Raw genomic sequence first — 17,031 nt, forward strand, 5'->3', positions numbered from 1 at the left:
ACGCGAGAACGTGCGTTCTCCTACCGTAGCAGCCAGCCGGAGAACAAGCGTTCTCCCTTGCCGGCCCTGGAGGTTGCCGTGACCGACCGTCCACCCCTGCCGCCGTTCACCCGTGAGAGCGCGGCCCGGAAGGTGCAGGCCGCCGAGGACGCCTGGAACACCCGCGACCCGTCCACGGTGGCGCTCGCCTACTCCGAGAACTCGGTCTGGCGCAACCGCGACACCTTCGTCACCGGCCGCGGGGAGATCGTCGAGTTCCTCACCGCGAAATGGGCGCGCGAACGCGAGTACGCCCTGCGCAAGGACCTGTGGGCCTTCGACGGCAACCGCATCGCCGTCCGCTTCCAGTACGAGTGCCAGGACACCGACGGCCGGTGGTGGCGCAGTTACGGCAACGAGCTCTGGGAGTTCGACGAGCACGGCCTGATGAGCCGGCGCGAGGCCAGCATCAACGACGTACCCATCGAGGAGAAGGACCGCCGCATCCACGGCCCCCGCCCCGAGGCCGAGCGCGGAGCCTCCTTCCCCCTTCAGTAGGGTCACCGGATGACCGAACAGGCCGACAAGCCCTTCCTCTACGTCGTCGTCTGCGCCGCCGGTGTCGCAGCGGGCGTCGGCGAACTCGTCACCGCCGCCCGGAAGCGGGGCTGGGAGGTCGGGGTCATCGCCACTCCCGTCGCGATGAACGGCTTCTTCGACACCGCCGACGTCGAGGCCCGGTGCGGACGCCCGATCCGCTCCGCCTGGCGCACCCCCGCCGACCCGCGCCCCTTCCCGCCGCCGGACGCGGTGGTGGCCGCCCCCGTCACCTTCAACACCGTCAACAAGTGGGCGGCCGGACTCGCCGACACCCTCGCCGTCGCCACCCTGTGCGAGGCGCCCGGCCTCGGTGTGCCGGTCGCCGCCCTGCCCTGCGTGGCCGACGCGCTCGCCGCCCACCCCGCCTACCAGGACAGCCTGACCCGCCTGCGCGGGATGGGCGTCCGCCTCGGCCCCGCGTACACGGGGGAGGCGGGGGAGGAGTTCGGGTGGGAGCGGGCGTGGGAGCTGCTGGGCTGAGCCGGCGCGGGCGCGTGGGCCCGGGGTGACAGCAGCGGCCCGTGCGCAGGTCGAGGTCGTACGCTCCCCTGGTAACCATCCGGAAGGCGGGAGCAGCAACGATGCAGTACGTGAAGCTCGGTTCGACCGGCCTGGACGTGTCGCGGATCTGCCTGGGGTGCATGACCTACGGGCTGCCCGACCGCGGGGTGCACGAGTGGACCCTGGACGAGGAGGCGTCGCGGCCGTTGATCCGGCAGGCGCTGGACGCCGGGATCAACTTCTTCGACACGGCGAACGTCTACTCCGACGGCACCAGCGAGGAGATCGTCGGCAAGGCGCTGCGGGACTTCGCCCACCGCGACGAGATCGTCCTGGCGACCAAGGTGAACGGCCGGATGCGGTCCGGGCCGAACGCCGCCGGACTGTCCCGCAAGGCGATCATGGCGGAGATCGACCACAGCCTGAGCCGCCTGGGCACCGACTACGTCGACCTCTACCAGATCCACCGCTTCGACCCGCACACCCCGGTCGAGGAGACCATGGAGGCCCTGCACGACCTGGTCAAGGCGGGCAAGGTCCGTTATCTCGGGGCGAGTTCGATGTACGCCTGGCAGTTCTCCAAGATGCAGTACACGGCGGAGCGGCACGGCTGGACCCCGTTCGTCTCGATGCAGAACCACTACAACCTCCTCTACCGCGAGGAGGAGCGCGAGATGCTGCCGCTGTGCGCGGACCAGGGCGTCGCGACGCTGCCGTGGAGCCCGCTCGCGCGGGGCCGGCTGACCCGCGACTGGGGCACGGTCACCGACCGCAGCGCCCAGGACGACTTCGGCGGCCGGCTGTACCTGGAGAGCGACCGCACCATCGTCGAGGCGGTCACCCGCATCGCGCAGGACAGGGGCGTGCCGCGGGCCCAGGTGGCCCTCGCCTGGCTGCTCCAGCGGGAGACCGTGGCGGCGCCGATCGTGGGCGCCGCCAAGCCGCACCACATCGAGGACGCGGTGGCCGCGGTGGAACTGCGGCTCAGCGACAAGGAGATCGAGGAACTGGAGCAGCCGTACACGGCCCGCCCGATCGCGGGGCACTGACGCTCAGTGCGGTCCGTGCGGCGCGAACTCCGTGCCGCACGGACCGGCTCCCTCGCTCTCGGCGAGCGCCACGCGCTCCCCGCGCATGGACACCGTCCGGTAGTACGCCCCGATCCGCTCGGCCGACCGGCCCACGTAGTGCCCGATGAACGACCGCCGGAACCGCGCCCGGCTCCGGTTCGGCTGCGACCCGTGCACCAGGCTGCCGTTGAAGAACAGGACGTCCCCGGGCGCCATGTCCACGGGCACCGCGGCCAGCCCCGCCGGCGGCGGCACGTACTCCCGGGCGAACGACACCCCCTCGTCCGCCTCCTCGGGGCAGAACAACTCCATCCGATGCGTGCCCGGCACGACCTCCAGGCCCCCGTTCTCCCGGTCGATCGTGTCGCAGGCCACCCATGCCGCCACGCACGTCCCCGGCTCGACCCGCAGATAGAAGTTGTCCTGGTGCAGCGCCTGCCCCCGGGCGCCCGGCGGCTTGAAGTAGAACATGCTCTGCGCGGCCAGCACCTCCTCCTCCAGCAGCACCTCCAGCACCTCGCGCAGCCGGGTGGCGAGCAGGACCTCCCGGGCGAGCGGGTTGATCTCGTGCGGCTGCATCACGCGCGGGTACACGCCGAGCGGATCGGTCCCGCCCCGCGGCTCGAAGTGCCCCGGCACCGCCCCCGCCGCGTGCAGCGCCGCGAACTGAGCGCACAGCCGGTCGATCTCGTCGGGGGCGAACAGGCCCCGCAGGACCGTGAACCCGTCCTCCCGGAACCGCCGCAGCCCGGCCTCGGTCAGGGTGGGTGTGCTGTCTGTGACGGTCATGCGTCCACTCCTCGGTCCGGTGTCCTCGGCGTGTCACGCTAGGCAGCCCTGCCCCCCAGGAGGATGCCCGTGACCGCTGACGGACTGCCTGAGCCTGCTGCGCCCGGCGACCCCGGGCCGCCGCCCGGCCTGGTGGTGGTCGGCCGTTTCGACGAGACGCCGGGATACGACGTCAACCGACCGCAGGGCTCGGCCAGTTGGCTGTTCACCTGGACCACGGCGGGCCAGGGGCGGCTGCGGCAGGGCGCGAGCACCACCCGGGCCGCGGCGGGGGACCTGGTCGTGCTCGCGCCGGGTGTCTCCCACGGCTACGGCGTGCCGCCGGGCGCGCGGCACTGGCGGTTCTGGTGGGCGCACTGCCAGGCCCGGCCGTCGTGGCTGCCCTGGCTGCACCCGTACGACACCGGCGACGGCCTCTACGTCGTCCCCGCGGGGCCGGCCACCGCGCACGACCGGGTCCACGACGCGTTCGACCGCATGCTCGCCGACGCGCGCACGCCGGGTGCGGCGGGCCCCCGGACCGGCCCGGACGACCGGATCGCGGTGGCGCACGACAGCGCCGCCCGCGAACTCGCCCTGTGCGCGCTGGAGGAGGTGGTGCTGCTGACGACCGCCGTCGCGCGGCGACCGGCACCCCGCCCCGGCCTCGACGACCGCGTGTGCCGGGCCCAGGAACTCCTGGAGGCCGACCCGGGTGCCCCGCACACCGTCGACTCGCTCGCCGCGCACGTCTCGCTCTCGCCCTCCCGGCTGGCCCATCTGTTCACCCGCCAGACCGGCCGGTCCCCGATGCGGGCCCTGCGCGAGGCGCGGCTGCGGCACGCCGCACGCCTCCTCGAAGGTACCGATCTGTCCGTGGAACGCGTCGCGGCGGCCTCGGGTTTCGTGAGCCCCTACCATTTCCACCGCGTCTTCCGGGAGCGATTCGGTATGACGCCCGGCGCGTACCGGACCGGCGGCCCAATGGTTGGGACGTGACGTGCGTAGACCGGCCGTGTGCAGGGTAGGGCCGCCGTTCAATGGTTGGGGCCGAGGCCTGGTGAAACTCGTTCCCAATAACTGTGCCGATAACGGGTCCTGGACTGGATCCAGGTATTGACGAGACGTCAATATGGACCGCTGCTCACACAATGCGCGCAACGGAATGATCTCTTGTTACATTGCGCTGACCTGTGCAAAGGTTAAGCCTTGTCGGCGCGCAGACAATTAGGTCCCCGCGCGCCTCTGACCGCTCCCGCACGTCCCCCACGCTTCACAAGAGCCGTCGTCGTCGGGACCGCATACCCCTTGGTATGGACTTGCTTCGTATGCCCCCGAGAGGAATGCAGCCGTGAATGCCGATGCCACGGACGAACAACTCAGCGCCGAGCTGAAGAAGTGGACCGGAGCCACGCCCGCCCTCCATCCCGTCGGCGAACTCCTCGACCGGCACTGGGAAGCGGCCTTCACCTATGCCCGACTGTGCACGGACGGAACACGCTCCGCCGGAATGCTCACGACCGCGGCATTCACCCGGCTCTTCGGTGAAACGCTGCGCCAGAACGGGCCGACCGCCGCGTGGCGCCCCCAACTGCTCGTCACCGTGCGCCGCATAGCCGCGGAATGGGACAACGACCGCAGGCAGGAACAGCTCCACCCCGAACTGCGCTCCGGAACCGGCGCCGGTGACCGGGCCGCGGCCCGCCTGCTGCCGAGCGCGGAGCGGCGCCTGCTGTCCGGTGCCTTCCAGCGACTGCCCCAGTCCGCCCGCTGCCTGCTCTGGCACAGCGAGGTCGAGGCCGAACCGCTGAGCTCACCCGCTGCCCTGCTGGGCCTGGACGAGGAGGACGCCGGCGTCGAACTGCGCCGGGCCCGCGAGCGGTTGCGCGACGAGTGCCTGCACGTCCACCGCGAACTCGCCCCGGAACAGGAGTGCCGCTCCTACGCCAGGATGCTGGACGTCACCTACCGCCGCGGCGGCGTCGACGTCGACCCCGACCTGCGGGCTCACCTGGACCGCTGCAAGCACTGCCGGGACACCGCCGACCAACTGCTCCAGTTCGGCGCCGCCCTGGGCGTCGCCCTCGCCGAGGCCGTCCTGGGCTGGGGCGGACGCGCCTACGCGGAGTCCCGCAGCGCTCCCCGGGAGGAGCCCGCCGCGCAGACGCCCGCGCCCCCGACACCCGCCGCCGTCCCGGGCGAGGCCTTCTTCGACGAGGCCCCGGCCGCCCGCCGGGACCGTCCCTCGCGCACGGACCGCAAGGCCGCCCGCCGGGCTGCCGCCCGGCGCCGCAACCTCGCCGCGGCCGTCCTCACCCTCAGCGGCCTGGTCGTCCTCCCGCTGGTCATGTGGTCGGTCCACGACGGCGGCGACGACACCGCCGACGCCGGCGGCGCCAGCGCCTCCGAGACGCCCGGCTCCCAGGCCGGCAGGTCCACGTCCGGCTCCTCCTGGGTCGGCTCCGGCAAGGACGCCCAGGGCCCGCTGCGCGGCCGGCTGCACAACGTCGACTCCGGGCTCTGCGTCGGCCTCGACGGCGCGAAGACCGTCAAGGACGCGGAGGCCGAGGTCACCACGTGCTCCTCGAAGCCCGACCAGCAGTGGACGTACGAGACCGACGGCGCCCTGCGCAGCGTCGCGGACCCCGGCCTGTGCCTGGACTCCCGCCTGGGCTACTCGGTGCGGCTGAGCCCGTGCGACGGCGGTTCCGCCTCCGACGCCAAGCACATCCGCTACGACTTCACCCTCCAGGGCAACCTGGTGCCGCGCTGGAACCAGGACCTGGCCCTCACTCCCGCGGCCACCGACGGCACCGGCGCCCTGGTCCTCAAGAGCCGCACCGACACCGCCGTCCAGCGCTGGGTGTTCGACACCTCCAGGACCGACCTCCAGATGGAGGCGGTGAAGTGGGAGGCGCGGACCGACACCGTCAAGAAGGCACCCGTCGCCACCCCCTCACCCACGCCCACCCCCACGAAGAAGGCGTCGCCGACCCCCACCCCGAGCCCGACGACCGCCTCGCCGACCCCCACGAGCCCGTATCCCACCGGCGCGCCCCCCTGCTACCCGTACCCGAACGCGTACGACTGCTACGGCGGCGGCCCGTACGGCAACGGATACCGCTACGGGGGATACGGCAGCCCGCGCTGACCGCTCGGCCGCCCCGCTCAGGCCCCGACGAGCTGAAGCGACGCCCACAGCGCCAGGGTGGCCGGGACGAGCGCGGCGGGTACGGCGAGCAGCCCGAGCCGGGTGAACTCGCCGAGCCCGACATCGTGCCCGTGCCGCTGCACGATCCGCCGCCACAGCAGGGTGGCCAGTGATCCGGCGTACGTCAGGTTCGGGCCGATGTTCACCCCGATCAACACCGCGAGCACGGCGCCCGGACCTGCGGCGGCGGTGAGCGGCAGCAGCACCAGCACCGCGGGAAGGTTGTTGATCAGGTTGGCCAGGACGGCCGCCAGCACGGCGATGCCGAGCAGCGCCACCAGTCCCGAGCCGTCCGGGAGCACGTGTCGCAGCGCGTCGGCGAGCCCGTTGTCGACGACCGCGCGCACGACGACGCCGAGCGCCAGCACGAAGGCCAGGAACCCCGGGGCGGCGGACCGCACCACCGTCAGCGGGGTCGCCCGGCGGCGCACGAGCGCGCGCCCCGCCAGGACCAGCGCCCCCACCAGGGCCACCCAGGCGGGCTCGACACCGACCGCGGAGGCCACCACGAACCCGGCCAGCGTGCAGCCCACGGTGACGAGGGCGAACACCGGCAGCTCAGGGGTCTCGGCGGACTCGGTCGTGGTCACGGCGGCCTTCAGGTCGTCCGCGAAGAAGCGCCGGAACAGCAGGTACTCGGCGCCGATCGCGACCAGCCACGGCAGCGCCATCAGCGCCGCGAACCGGGTGAAGCTCAGCCCGCTCGCCTCGAACGCCAGCAGGTTGGTGAGGTTGGACACCGGCAGCAGCAGCGACGCCGTGTTCGACAGATGCGCGCAGGCGTACAGATGCGGCTTGGCCCGGACGCCGCTACGGGCCGCGGTGGCCAGCACCACCGGGGTCAGCAGCACCACCGTCGCGTCGAGGCTGAGCACCGCCGTGATCGCCGAGGCCAGCACGAACACGGCGGTCAGCAGCCGGGTGGGGCGCCCCGCGGAGCGGCGCGCCATCCACGCCCCGCAGGCCCGGAACAGCCCCTCGACGTCGCAGAAGTGCGCGAGCACCAGGACCGCGGCGAGGAAGCCGACCACCGGTGCCAGCCGCTCGACCTCCGCCCACGCATGATCGGGGGAGATCGCCCCCGTCGCGATCACGAGACCGGCCGCCGGGACCGCGAGCACCGCCTCCGGCAGGCCCTTGGGGCGGACGACGGCCCAGCCGAGGACGGCGACGAGCAGGACGATGGACAGCGTTTCGGCGAGCGGGGTGTTCAGGGGGGTTCCTTCGGGGCGTGGTCGTGCGGTGCCCCGACATGAAAACAGGACAAGGTAAGAAGGCTGTGTACCGGGTCAGGCGCCCGGCCCCCGGCGGAACAGCGTGATCGAGACCGTGGACTCGTTGCCGGACACCGGTACCTCCCCGGCCGACCACGCCACCTTCAGCGGGTCGCGCTCGTCCGGCGGGGTCACCAGCAGTGCCTCCGGGTTGGCGGTGCGGGCCCCGCTGACCTGCGGGTTGGCGAACGTGATCCCCGACCAGGCGTGCTGTCCGGGCGCCAGTGTCACGGTGGTCGCCGTGCCCGGGGTGCGCCGCGGGTCCGGTCCGAGCCGGTGGCCGGAGGCGTCGACGAACGCGGCACCCGGGTAGCCGTGGAGGGTGCAGGTACGGGACGAGGTGTTCGTCACGATCACGGGGAAGTTCTTCTGGCCCGCCCCCGGGTCGTCGCGGCCGAGCGTGGCCTCCAGCTCGGAGGTGTGGCAGCGGGTGGCGGCGGGTGCGCTGGAGGCAGGGGCGGCGGGGGTGGACGTCCCGGCCGTGGCGGTCGGCTCCGCCGAGTGCGTCGCCGTCGTGCTCTCAGCGGTGGTCGGCGCCACCGTGCCGGGCGGGGTCCGCGGGGCGGACGCGGGGTCGCCGCTGTCGCCGCAGCCGGACAGCAGGGCCAGCAGTGCGGCCGTGCTCACCAGCAGGGCCGACCCGTGATGGTTCGCCATGACTCTCCCCCTCCGCTCCTCGTATGACGCGGGGTGCCCCGGCCTGAAGGTGTGATGCGGGCGCGGCGGGAAAAGCCCGCGCCGGTCAGCCGCCGACCCGGGCTCAGCAGGTGTGGGACGTCCGGGGGGCCGCGGTCCTGGCTGAAGAGGCGTGCGCTCAGTCCTCGTTCTCGAGCAGGCCGATCTCGGCCCAGATCGTCTTGCCCTCGGTGGTGTGCCGGCTGCCCCAGCGCTGGGTGAGCTGGGCGACCAGGAGCAGTCCCCGGCCGCCCTCGTCCCAGGTCTTGGCGCGGCGCAGATGCGGGGCCGTGTGGCTGGTGTCGGAGACCTCGCAGATCAGCGTGGTCGCGTCATGGATCAGCCGGAGCCGGATGGGGTGGGCGCCGTACCGGATGGCGTTGGTGACGAGCTCGCTCACCACCAGCTCCGCCGTGAACGACGCCTCAAGCAGCTCCCAGGTGCCGAGCTGGTCGACGACCTGCTTGCGGATCGGACCGACGAGCGCGGGATCGGCGGGGATGTGCCAGGTCGCGACCTGGGTGGCGGGCAGTCCACGGGTGCGGGCCAGCAGCAGGGCCACGTCGTCGGCGCAGCCGCCCGCCGGGAGCAGGGTGTGCAGGACCCGGTCGCAGACTTCCTCCAGGGACTCGGAGTGCGTCGACAGTGCCTCGCGCAGCAGCGCGTGACCGGCGTCCGCGTCCCGGTCCCGGGACTCGATCAGGCCGTCGGTGAAGAGCGCCAGCACCGTGCCCTCGCGCAGCGACAGCTCGGTGGACTCGAAGGGCAGCCCGCCCACGCCCAGCGGGGGACCGGAGGGCAGGTCGACCAGCTCGGGAACGCCGCCCGGGGCGATCATCACCGGCGCGGGATGTCCGGCGCGGGCCAGTGTGCAGCGCCGCGACACCGGGTCGTACACCGCGTACAGGCAGGTGGCGCCGACCTCGCCGGGGCTGCCCTCGCCCCCGGACTCGGCGGACAGGCGGACCACGAGGTCGTCGAGGTGGGTGAGGAGTTCGTCGGGGGCGAGGTCGATGTCGGCGAGGGTGCGCACGGCGGTGCGCAGCCGGCCCATGGTGGCCGAGGCCTGGATGCCGTGCCCGACGACGTCCCCGACGACCATCGCGACGCGCATCCCGGACAGCTGGATCACGTCGAACCAGTCGCCGCCCACCCCGGCCCGCGCGGCGGGCAGATACCGCGAGGCCGCGTCCGCGGCGGCGGTGCGGGGCAGCGTGCGGGGGAGCAGGCTGCGCTGGAGGGCGAGGGCGGTCTCCCGCTCCCGGGAGAAGCGGCGGGCGTTGTCGATGCAGACGGCGGCGCGGGTCGTGACCTCCTCGGCCAGCAGCACGTCGTCCGCCGTGAACGGGTCGGGGCGCCGGAACCGGGTCAGCACCGCCACCCCGAGGGTGAGCCCGCGGGCCTGGATCGGCACCGACATCGTCGCGTGGATGCCGTACTCCTGGACGCGCTCGCTGCGCGCCTGGTCCCAGGACAGCCACTGGTCCAGCTCGCCCGAGGCCAGCGTGGCGACGATGGTGCGGCCCGCGACCAGCGAGTCGGCCTGCGGCGAGGTGGCCGGATAGGTCTCCAGCTGCCCGGGTTTGGCGACGGCCTCGGGGCTGCCGGGGTTCACCGACTGGTGGGCGGCGCGGCGCAGTCCGACCGGCGCGGTGAGCACGGAGGGCGGGTCGCCGTTCTCCTGCGGGTCCAGCAGGTCGACGCTGACGAAGTCGGCCAGCGCGGGGACGCAGACGTCCGCGAGTTCCTGGGCCGTCCGGGTGACGTCGAGGGTGGTGCCGATGCGTACGCTCGCCTCGTTGACCAGCTGAAGCCGCTCGCGGGCCAGGTAGTTCTCGGTGAAGTCGTGCGCCGCCAGGCACACCCCCCGCACCCGCCCCGCGTCGTCGGTGACGGGGGCCATCCGGGCGAGCCACGCGTGCGCCCGCTCCTCGCCGCCGGTGCGCATGTACGTCTGGACGTCCTGCGCCCGGCCCGAGGTGAGCACCCGCAGCAGATGGCCCTCCAGCTCCGTGCTCTGCTCCTTGCCACCGATCTCCGACAGCCGAAGGCCCCGGATGCGCTCCTCGGGCAGTCCGATCACCTCGGCCATCGCCTCGTTGACCCGGCTCAGCCGCAGCCGCTCGTCGTAGACGGCGACGGCACAGGGGGACTGGACGAGGGCCGCGGCGAGCGGGTCGTCCGCGGGGCGGGGGCCGCCGGCCTCCAGGGGGGTGACGACGAGCCAGTGACCGGGGGCGCCGTCCTGCGAGCGCCGGTGGTGGGCGAGCAGCCAGACGCGGACGGTGCCGCCGTCGCGGTGGCGGAGGGTGACGGTGCCGTCCCAGCGGGGGCCGCGGGGCCGGAAGGCCGTCTCCGGATCCTCGCTGACCAGCAGATCCGTGGCCGGTTTCCCCACCACCGCCGCGGCCGGGTGGCCGAGCAGGCGCTCCGCGCCGCCGTTCCACTCGCGGACCGTGCCGAGGTCGTCGATGACAGCCCGTGCCGTCGCGGCATCGTCGAACGGGTAGTCCGGGCTCATCGTCGCCACTCCATCGCGGACACTCACAGTGAACAGGCGCGTCACTTGCGTTCCAAGCCTAGTCCGTCAGGCTCGCGCGCGGACGAGAACCCCCGCGCATCCTGCGGGGCACGGTCAAGAGGGGGGCATCCGGCCGTCGCGACCGGCGAGGCGGCGGTGCGCGCACGCGCCCTGGACGGCCCGGTGTGGTGCGGCGTCAGAATCGGGCGCGACCGGCCACGACGGCGCCGCAGCCGAAAGGCGCCCCAAACGGCGCAACTGGCGGAGCGTTACGTCCGGACCGTTGACGCGGTGTCATGCCCGCAGCAAACATGGCCGTCGACCGTCTTTTGGGAGCGCTCCCATGCGTGCGTCTCCCTCAGCTCAGCGAGGAGCCCCGGACGTGAAAAAACGCAGAACCGCCCTGTTGTCCCTGACGGCCCTGCTGGGAGCGGCGCTCGTCGCCTCTCCCATGCCTCCGGCCGCCGCCGAGGAGGTCGAACAGCTCAAGAACGGCACCTTCGACACCACCACCGAGCCGTGGTGGGCGAGCAGCAACGTCACCACGAGCCTGTCCGACGGGCAGCTGTGCGCGAACGTGCCGGGGGGCACGGCCAACCGCTGGGACGCCGCTGTCGGCCAGAACGACGTCACCCTGGTCAAGGGGGAGTCGTACAAGTTCAGCTTCAAGGCGAACGGTTCACCCGCCGGGCATGTCGTCCGCGCGATCGTGGGGCTCCAAGTGGCGCCGTACGACACCTACTTCGAGGTGAGCCCGCAGGTCAGCGTCTCGGGTGACTCCTACGCGTACACCTTCACCTCACCCGTCGACGCCACCCAGGCGCAGGTCGGCTTCCAACTCGGCGGCAGCGACGAGGCCTGGCGGTTCTGCGTGGACGACGCCTCCCTGCTCGGCGGGGTGCCGCCGGAGGTGTACGAGCCGGACACCGGGCCCCGGGTGCGCGTCAACCAGGTCGCCTATCTGCCCTCGGGGCCGAAGAACGCGACGCTCGTGACGGACGCGACCACGAAGCTGCCCTGGCAGTTGAAGAACGCCTCGGGCACCGTGGTCGCCCATGGTTCCACCACACCGCGCGGCACCGACGCGTCCTCCGCGCAGAACGTCCACTCCATCGACTTCAGCGCCTACAAGAAGCCGGGCAAGGGCCTCACCCTGGTCGCCGACGGCGAGACCAGCCGCCCCTTCGACATCGGCGCCGGCGCCTACGAGCGGCTGCGCACGGACGCGGCGAAGTACTACTACACCCAGCGCAGCGGCATCGCGATCCGCGACGACCTGCGCCCGGGCTACGGCCGCGCCGCCGGACACGTCGACGTCGCGCCCAACCAGGGCGACGGGAACGTGCCCTGCCAGCCCGGCGTCTGCGACTACACCCTCGACGTCACCGGCGGCTGGTACGACGCCGGCGACCACGGCAAGTACGTCGTCAACGGCGGCATCTCGACCTGGGAGCTGCTGAGCACGTACGAACGCTCGCTGCACGCCCGCACCGGTGAGCCCGCCAAGCTCGGCGACGGCACCCTCGCGATCCCGGAGAGCGGCAACCACGTGCCGGACATCCTCGACGAGGCCCGCTGGGAGCTGGAGTTCCTGCTGAAGATGCAGGTGCCGAACGGGCAGCCGCTGGCCGGGATGGCCCATCACAAGGTCCACGACGAGGCGTGGACGGGCCTGCCCCTGATGCCGAGCGACGACCCGCAGAAGCGGGAACTGCATCCGGCGAACACCGCGGCGACCCTGAACCTGGCGGCCACGGCCGCGCAGGCGGCCCGCCTGTACCGGCCCTACGACAAGGCGTTCGCGGCCAGGTCCCTCGCCGCCGCCCGCAAGGCCTTCACCGCCGCACTCGCACACCCGGACATCTACGCCGACCCCAACGACGGCACCGGCGGCGGCGCCTACCCCGACAGCGACGTGACCGACGAGTTCTACTGGGCGGCGGCCGAGCTGTACCTCACGACCGGGGAGAAGGGCTACGCCGACCGCGTCCTCGCCTCACCCGTGCACACCGCCGACATCTTCGGACCCACCGGCTACGACTGGGCCCGGACCGCCGCGGCGGCCCGCCTGGACCTGGCCACCGTGCCCAGCAAGCTGCCCGGCCGGGACAAGGTGCGCCAGTCGGTCGTCAAGGGCGCCGACCGCTACCTGGCCACGCTGAAGGCACACCCCTACGGCATGCCGTACGCCCCCGCCGACAACCTCTACGACTGGGGCTCCAACCACCAGATCCTGCACAACGCGATCGTCATCGCGACCGGGTACGACATCACGGGCGGCACCAAGTACCGTGACGGCGCCGTGCAGTCCATGGACTACCTCTTCGGCCGCAACGCGCTGAACATGTCGTACGTGACGGGCTACGGCGAGGTCAACTCGCACAACCAGCACGCCCGTTGGTACGCCCACCAGCTCGACCCGAGCCAGCCGAACCCGCCGCGGGGAACCCTGGCCGGCGGCCCGAACTCGAGCATCCAGGACCCCCTTGCGCAGAGCAAACTCCAGGGCTGCGTCGGTCAGTTCTGCTACATCGACGACATCCAGTCCTGGTCGACCAACGAGCACACCATCAACTGGAACTCCGCCCTGACCCGGATGGCCTCCTTCGTGGCGGACCAGAGCTAGGCCGGAGGATCCCCGGCGTCCCGGCAGACGCCTGAACACTCGCGCGACCCCCGGCCCCGCCTCATCAGGCGGGGCCGGGGGTCGCGCTGTCGCGGGCGACCGGAGCCGGGCGCGAAGGAGGTGTCGGCAGGGGGGCCGGGCCGCGGCCCGGTACCCGGCGGTACCCCGGAGCAGGCGCTCTGAGCAGGTGGTATTTACGCGAAAGTACCTCGGAGGTACCGTGAAGGCATGCCAGCCCTCAACGTGGAGTTCAGTGACCGTGAGCTGGAGGACCTGCGGCAGATCGCCAAGGAGCGCGGGACGTCGATGAAGGCCCTCGTCCGGGACGCGGCCGCGGCCGACATCGCGCGCCATCGCGCGCTCAAGGAGGGCGCGGAGGCCTTCCGCCGGTTCTTCGCGTCCCACGCCGACGAGTTCGCCGCGGCCTTCCCCGAGGACGAACCGGCCGGCAAGGGCGCGGGGCGGGTCGCCTGACCGATGGCTCCCGTCGTCCACATCGACGTGCCCTGGCTGCTCCAGCGTCACGAAGAAGTCCTGCCCGAGCAGCCCACGATCAACGACTTCTCCGCCCTGGTGGCGGCCGTCGCGCGCCATCGGGTGGACCCGCCGCGCCTGGGCGTCGACTCGGACCCGGCCTGGCGGGCCGCCGCCCTGCTGCACACCCTCGCGCTGCTCAAGCCGCTGCCCGCGGCCAACGCCCGTTTCGCCTGTGCGACGGCCGTGGCGTACATGTTCGTCAGCGGCGCGGGCATCGACCCGCCCTACGGCGCCCTCGTCGACCTCGCCCGTGACCTGATGTCCGGCAAGGCCGACGTCTACGGGGCGGCCGACCGGCTGCGCTCCTGGCAGATATAGGGACCGGCACAGGCTTCTCGACCCTGGCAGATACAGGGACCGGCACAGGCTTCTCGGCGCACGGGGCAGGTCTCGCGCCTCGGCCGACCCGGCCCCGCCCTCGGGGCCGCCGACCGAGGGCGGGAGGATCGGGGTCGGCGGCCGTACGGCGCGGGAGAGTCGCCGTCTCCGCGCGTGGCCTCCGAGGGGCCGTTACCAGTGCACCACGAGCCAGTGCGGGCCGGCAGCGTGCGCGTCGCCCCGGCTCGTGCGCGGGTTTCACACGGGGCGCCTGAAATGTCGAACGCCGTGGCAGGCGACCTGGGCGTCGACTGTTTCCGACTATCTCTCGATGAAACAGATGTTGCCCTGGTGCCTTGTTGGTCATGACTCCGTTGTGCAAGGGTGAACTACCCGTGCGGGGGGTAATGGCCGGGTCTTCTTTCGTTCGGTGGGGAACCCGGACGAAAGAGTCACGGGCGAATTCTCGCTCCCCGCGCCTCGCCATAAAGGTATGCACCAATCCCCGAGCCTTTTCGGCGAGCAGAACTTTTGAGAACCACCTGCGCGTGGGAAGGAAACCGCTCAGTGCCCACCCCCCACCCCCCTCGCCCCCCTTACCCGCCGCCCGGCGGTGTTCCGGGGGAATCCGACGACGACCTCGCCTCCCTGCTCAGGGGGCGTCCGGACGGCGAGGCGGCCCAGGCGGCCGCGCTGTTGATGGCGCGGCACTGGCAGCCGGTCCACGAATACGCCGTCATCTGCCTCGCGGCCCGCACGGACGTCGCCTCCATGGTGACCGCCGCCGCCTTCCACCAGGTCCTCGACCGGCTCGCGCTCGGCGAACCGGCCACCGCCCTGCGCCCCAGGCTGCTGGTGCGGGCCCGCGACATCGTCCGCGAGTGGTCCGCCGAGGACCGAATATCCGCTGTGCTGCCGGATCTCGGGAAACCGGCCGGCGGCCGCGGTATGCGTACGGCGAAGTCCATGACGCCGGAAAACCGGAAACTCGCCGAGCGCTCATTCCAGGCGCTGCCCGGACTCGCCCGGTGTCTGCTGTGGCACACCGAGGTCGAGGCCGAGTCCATTGCGGCCCCCGCGGGTCTGCTGGGCATGGACATCGACACCGCGTCGGCCGCTCTCGAACAGGCGCGGGAAAAATTCCGCGAAGGTTGCGTACACGCCCATCGAGAACTCGCGCCCACCAAGGACTGCCGGTTCTACAACCGCCTCCTCGACGTCCCGATACGCCGGGGCGGAGCCCTGTTGCCGGATGTGCAGCAGCATCTGACGGGGTGCCGCTACTGCCGTTACGCCGCCGAGCAACTGGGCCATTTCGAGGGCGGCCTCGGGGCGCTGCTCGCGGAGTCGGTGCTCGGCTGGGGTGCCGGCCGCTACCTCGACTCGCGGCCCGGCCGCACCGAGCCCGGCCCGCGCGGCCGCGGCGCCGCCCGGCACGGCGGCGGACGCCGGAGCCTGCTGTCCCGAATCCCCGGCCCCGGCCGACGCTCCCCGGACGGGCCGCGGGCCTCACGGGTGCTGCTCACCGGGGTGGGGCTGGCGTCCGTCGGGCTGATCGCCAGTGTGCTGGCGGCGAACGTCTGGTCGGACGACGACGGCACCGAACCGGCCGCTTCCACCAGCGCCTCCGGGGGCCGTGAATCCGCGTCCGGCGGCGTGTCCAGCTCCCCGCCCGACACCGCCCGACTGCCCACGGTGCCCCGCCAGTCCAGGCTGCGCAACGTCGGCGCGGACCTCTGCCTCGACGTCCGCGGCGAGGTGAAGAAGGGCGCCGCCACCGAGCTGGAGACCTGCTCGGACGCGGCGAGTCAGAAGTGGACGTACGAGGCCGACGGGCGCCTGCGCAGCGCCGCCGACCCCGACCTCTGCCTCGACTCGCACGTGGACGCGGGTGTGGTCATCCTCGGCGCCTGCGCCGACGAGAAGAGCAGGCGCGCCGCCGACGTGCGCTACGACATCACCGTGCCGGGCGAGTTGCTGACCCGCTGGGACGACCAGCTCGCCCTGACCTCCACCACCGGGGCGGCGGACGCCGACATCGTCGTCAAGGTGCGGGACGGTTCCGACGGACAGCGCTGGGTGACCGACTCCGTGGTGCCCAGCGCCGGCGCGCTCTCCGTCCCGGGGTCCGGCGCCCCCTCCGCCCGGGCGGTCGGGGGGCCCGTCTAGCCGACGACGTCGCGGGGCGGTTCGCCCGCCAGGTGCGCGGTCACGTTCTGGACCGCGGCCAGGGCGATCCGCACCAGCGTCTCCCGGGTGACGCCGCCGACGTGCGGTGACAGCACCACGTTGGGGGCGCGCAGCAACCGCAGGGCCGGGGTGGGTGGTTCGGGGTCGAAGACGTCGAGGCCCGCACCGGCCAGGGCGCCCTTCTCCAGGGCGTCGGCGAGGGCGTCCTGGTCGATCAGGGCGCCCCGCGCGGTGTTGATCACGAACGCGGTCGGCTTCAGGAGCGCGAGCCGGCCGGCGTCGAGGAGATGCCGGGTCTCCTCGGTCAAGGGCGCGTGCAGGGAGACGTAGTCGGAGGTGCGCAGCAGGTCGTCGAGCGGCACATGCCGGGCGCCGCCCAGCCCCGCCTCGGTCTCCTCGGGCAGCCGGCGCCGCCCGGCGTAGACGACGTCCATGTCGAACGCCACCGCACGCCGGGCCACTTGGCGCCCGATCTGCCCGAGACCCACGATGCCGAGCGTCTTGCCGGACAGCTCGGTCAGCGAGTGCTGGAGCCGGGGCAGCGCCCAGTCGGCCTCGACGAGGGCGGTGTGCGCCGGGACCAGCCGCTTGGCGAGCGCCAGCATGAGGGCGAAGGTCTGCTCCGCCACGTTCTGCGCCTCGGCACCGCTGGAACCGATGGTGCACACCCTAGGGCCTGTTGTGAAAGTGGCCTCTGCCGCGCGACGCCCGGCACGCACTCTCGCCGCACCGCCCGAAAGCCCGAGTACGCCCAGTACGAG

At 72.7% G+C, this 17,031-nt stretch carries 13 protein-coding genes and 1 pseudogene; 9 read left to right on the forward strand and 5 right to left on the reverse strand.

What is annotated here, in order from left to right; genetic code table 11:
- Window positions 1–78: 78 nt before the first annotated feature.
- From ACH41F_RS13970 to ACH41F_RS13980, 3 genes are all read left to right on the forward strand, one after another.
- Window positions 79–537, forward strand: a complete 459-nt coding sequence (locus ACH41F_RS13970; RefSeq protein ID WP_391238357.1) for a DUF1348 family protein — start codon at window positions 79–81, stop codon at window positions 535–537.
- A 9-nt stretch (window positions 538–546) separates the two neighbouring features.
- On the forward strand, window positions 547–1,059 hold the full coding sequence (locus ACH41F_RS13975) for a flavoprotein (RefSeq protein ID WP_398835331.1): 513 nt from the start codon (window positions 547–549) through the stop codon (window positions 1,057–1,059).
- 101 nt (window positions 1,060–1,160) lie between these two features.
- Window positions 1,161–2,129, forward strand: coding sequence for an aldo/keto reductase (locus tag ACH41F_RS13980; protein ID WP_391238352.1), 969 nt, complete (start codon window positions 1,161–1,163; stop codon window positions 2,127–2,129).
- A gap of 3 nt (window positions 2,130–2,132) precedes the next feature.
- Here ACH41F_RS13980 and ACH41F_RS13985 read toward each other — a convergent pair whose 3' ends face one another.
- Entirely contained in the window at window positions 2,133–2,939 is an 807-nt protein-coding gene (locus tag ACH41F_RS13985; protein ID WP_398835334.1) for a phytanoyl-CoA dioxygenase family protein, read from the reverse strand.
- 63 nt (window positions 2,940–3,002) lie between these two features.
- Between ACH41F_RS13985 and ACH41F_RS13990 the strand changes: the two genes are divergently transcribed.
- Complete coding sequence (locus ACH41F_RS13990) at window positions 3,003–3,917, forward strand: helix-turn-helix domain-containing protein (RefSeq protein WP_398835337.1); 915 nt, start codon at window positions 3,003–3,005, stop codon at window positions 3,915–3,917.
- Between the two features lie 352 nt (window positions 3,918–4,269).
- Window positions 4,270–6,069: an RICIN domain-containing protein gene (locus ACH41F_RS13995; RefSeq protein ID WP_398835340.1), complete on the forward strand. Its 1,800-nt coding sequence runs from the start codon at window positions 4,270–4,272 to the stop codon at window positions 6,067–6,069.
- Between the two features lie 17 nt (window positions 6,070–6,086).
- Here ACH41F_RS13995 and ACH41F_RS14000 read toward each other — a convergent pair whose 3' ends face one another.
- The 3 genes from ACH41F_RS14000 to ACH41F_RS14010 all read right to left on the reverse strand — a co-directional run bounded on the left by ACH41F_RS14000 (window position 6,087) and on the right by ACH41F_RS14010 (window position 10,599).
- Window positions 6,087–7,343, reverse strand: a complete 1,257-nt coding sequence (locus ACH41F_RS14000) for an SLC13 family permease (RefSeq protein WP_391238982.1) — start codon at window positions 7,341–7,343, stop codon at window positions 6,087–6,089.
- A gap of 75 nt (window positions 7,344–7,418) precedes the next feature.
- A complete protein-coding gene (locus ACH41F_RS14005) occupies window positions 7,419–8,060 on the reverse strand; it encodes a DUF4232 domain-containing protein (protein WP_391238341.1) in 642 nt (213 codons plus the stop codon).
- A gap of 157 nt (window positions 8,061–8,217) precedes the next feature.
- The gene (locus tag ACH41F_RS14010; protein ID WP_398835343.1) at window positions 8,218–10,599 is read right to left on the reverse strand and encodes a SpoIIE family protein phosphatase; all 2,382 of its coding nucleotides are present in this window, start codon (window positions 10,597–10,599) and stop codon (window positions 8,218–8,220) included.
- 382 nt (window positions 10,600–10,981) lie between these two features.
- Here ACH41F_RS14010 and ACH41F_RS14015 point away from each other — a divergent pair, with 382 nt between their 5' ends.
- From ACH41F_RS14015 to ACH41F_RS14030, 4 genes are all read left to right on the forward strand, one after another.
- On the forward strand, window positions 10,982–13,225 hold the full coding sequence (locus ACH41F_RS14015; protein WP_398835345.1) for a glycoside hydrolase family 9 protein: 2,244 nt from the start codon (window positions 10,982–10,984) through the stop codon (window positions 13,223–13,225).
- Between the two features lie 228 nt (window positions 13,226–13,453).
- The gene (locus tag ACH41F_RS14020; RefSeq protein ID WP_391238333.1) at window positions 13,454–13,699 is read left to right on the forward strand and encodes a hypothetical protein; all 246 of its coding nucleotides are present in this window, start codon (window positions 13,454–13,456) and stop codon (window positions 13,697–13,699) included.
- Window positions 13,700–13,702: 3 nt separating this feature from the next.
- Window positions 13,703–14,080, forward strand: coding sequence for a toxin Doc (locus tag ACH41F_RS14025; RefSeq protein WP_391238331.1), 378 nt, complete (start codon window positions 13,703–13,705; stop codon window positions 14,078–14,080).
- Between the two features lie 567 nt (window positions 14,081–14,647).
- The gene (locus tag ACH41F_RS14030; RefSeq protein ID WP_391238329.1) at window positions 14,648–16,249 is read left to right on the forward strand and encodes a ricin-type beta-trefoil lectin domain protein; all 1,602 of its coding nucleotides are present in this window, start codon (window positions 14,648–14,650) and stop codon (window positions 16,247–16,249) included.
- Here ACH41F_RS14030 and ACH41F_RS14035 read toward each other — a convergent pair.
- Window positions 16,246–16,947 (reverse strand): annotated as a pseudogene (locus tag ACH41F_RS14035) (2-hydroxyacid dehydrogenase); the annotation flags it as partial. The gene ACH41F_RS14030 and the pseudogene ACH41F_RS14035 overlap by 4 nt on opposite strands.
- Window positions 16,948–17,031: the final 84 nt, after the last annotated feature.

The organism is Streptomyces sp. NPDC020489 (genome assembly GCF_044386545.1).
GTDB lineage: Bacteria > Actinomycetota > Actinomycetes > Streptomycetales > Streptomycetaceae > Streptomyces.

Coding starts and splice junctions, on each gene's coding strand:
- ACH41F_RS13975 (WP_398835331.1), top strand. CDS start 547: ATGACCGAACAGGCCGACAAGCCCTTCCTCTACGTCGTCGTCTGCGCC.
- ACH41F_RS13980 (WP_391238352.1), top strand. CDS start 1,161: ATGCAGTACGTGAAGCTCGGTTCGACCGGCCTGGACGTGTCGCGGATC.
- ACH41F_RS13985 (WP_398835334.1), bottom strand. CDS start 2,939: ATGACCGTCACAGACAGCACACCCACCCTGACCGAGGCCGGGCTGCGG.
- ACH41F_RS13990 (WP_398835337.1), top strand. CDS start 3,003: ATGCCCGTGACCGCTGACGGACTGCCTGAGCCTGCTGCGCCCGGCGAC.
- ACH41F_RS14005 (WP_391238341.1), bottom strand. CDS start 8,060: ATGGCGAACCATCACGGGTCGGCCCTGCTGGTGAGCACGGCCGCACTG.
- ACH41F_RS14010 (WP_398835343.1), bottom strand. CDS start 10,599: ATGAGCCCGGACTACCCGTTCGACGATGCCGCGACGGCACGGGCTGTC.
- ACH41F_RS14020 (WP_391238333.1), top strand. CDS start 13,454: ATGCCAGCCCTCAACGTGGAGTTCAGTGACCGTGAGCTGGAGGACCTG.
- ACH41F_RS14025 (WP_391238331.1), top strand. CDS start 13,703: ATGGCTCCCGTCGTCCACATCGACGTGCCCTGGCTGCTCCAGCGTCAC.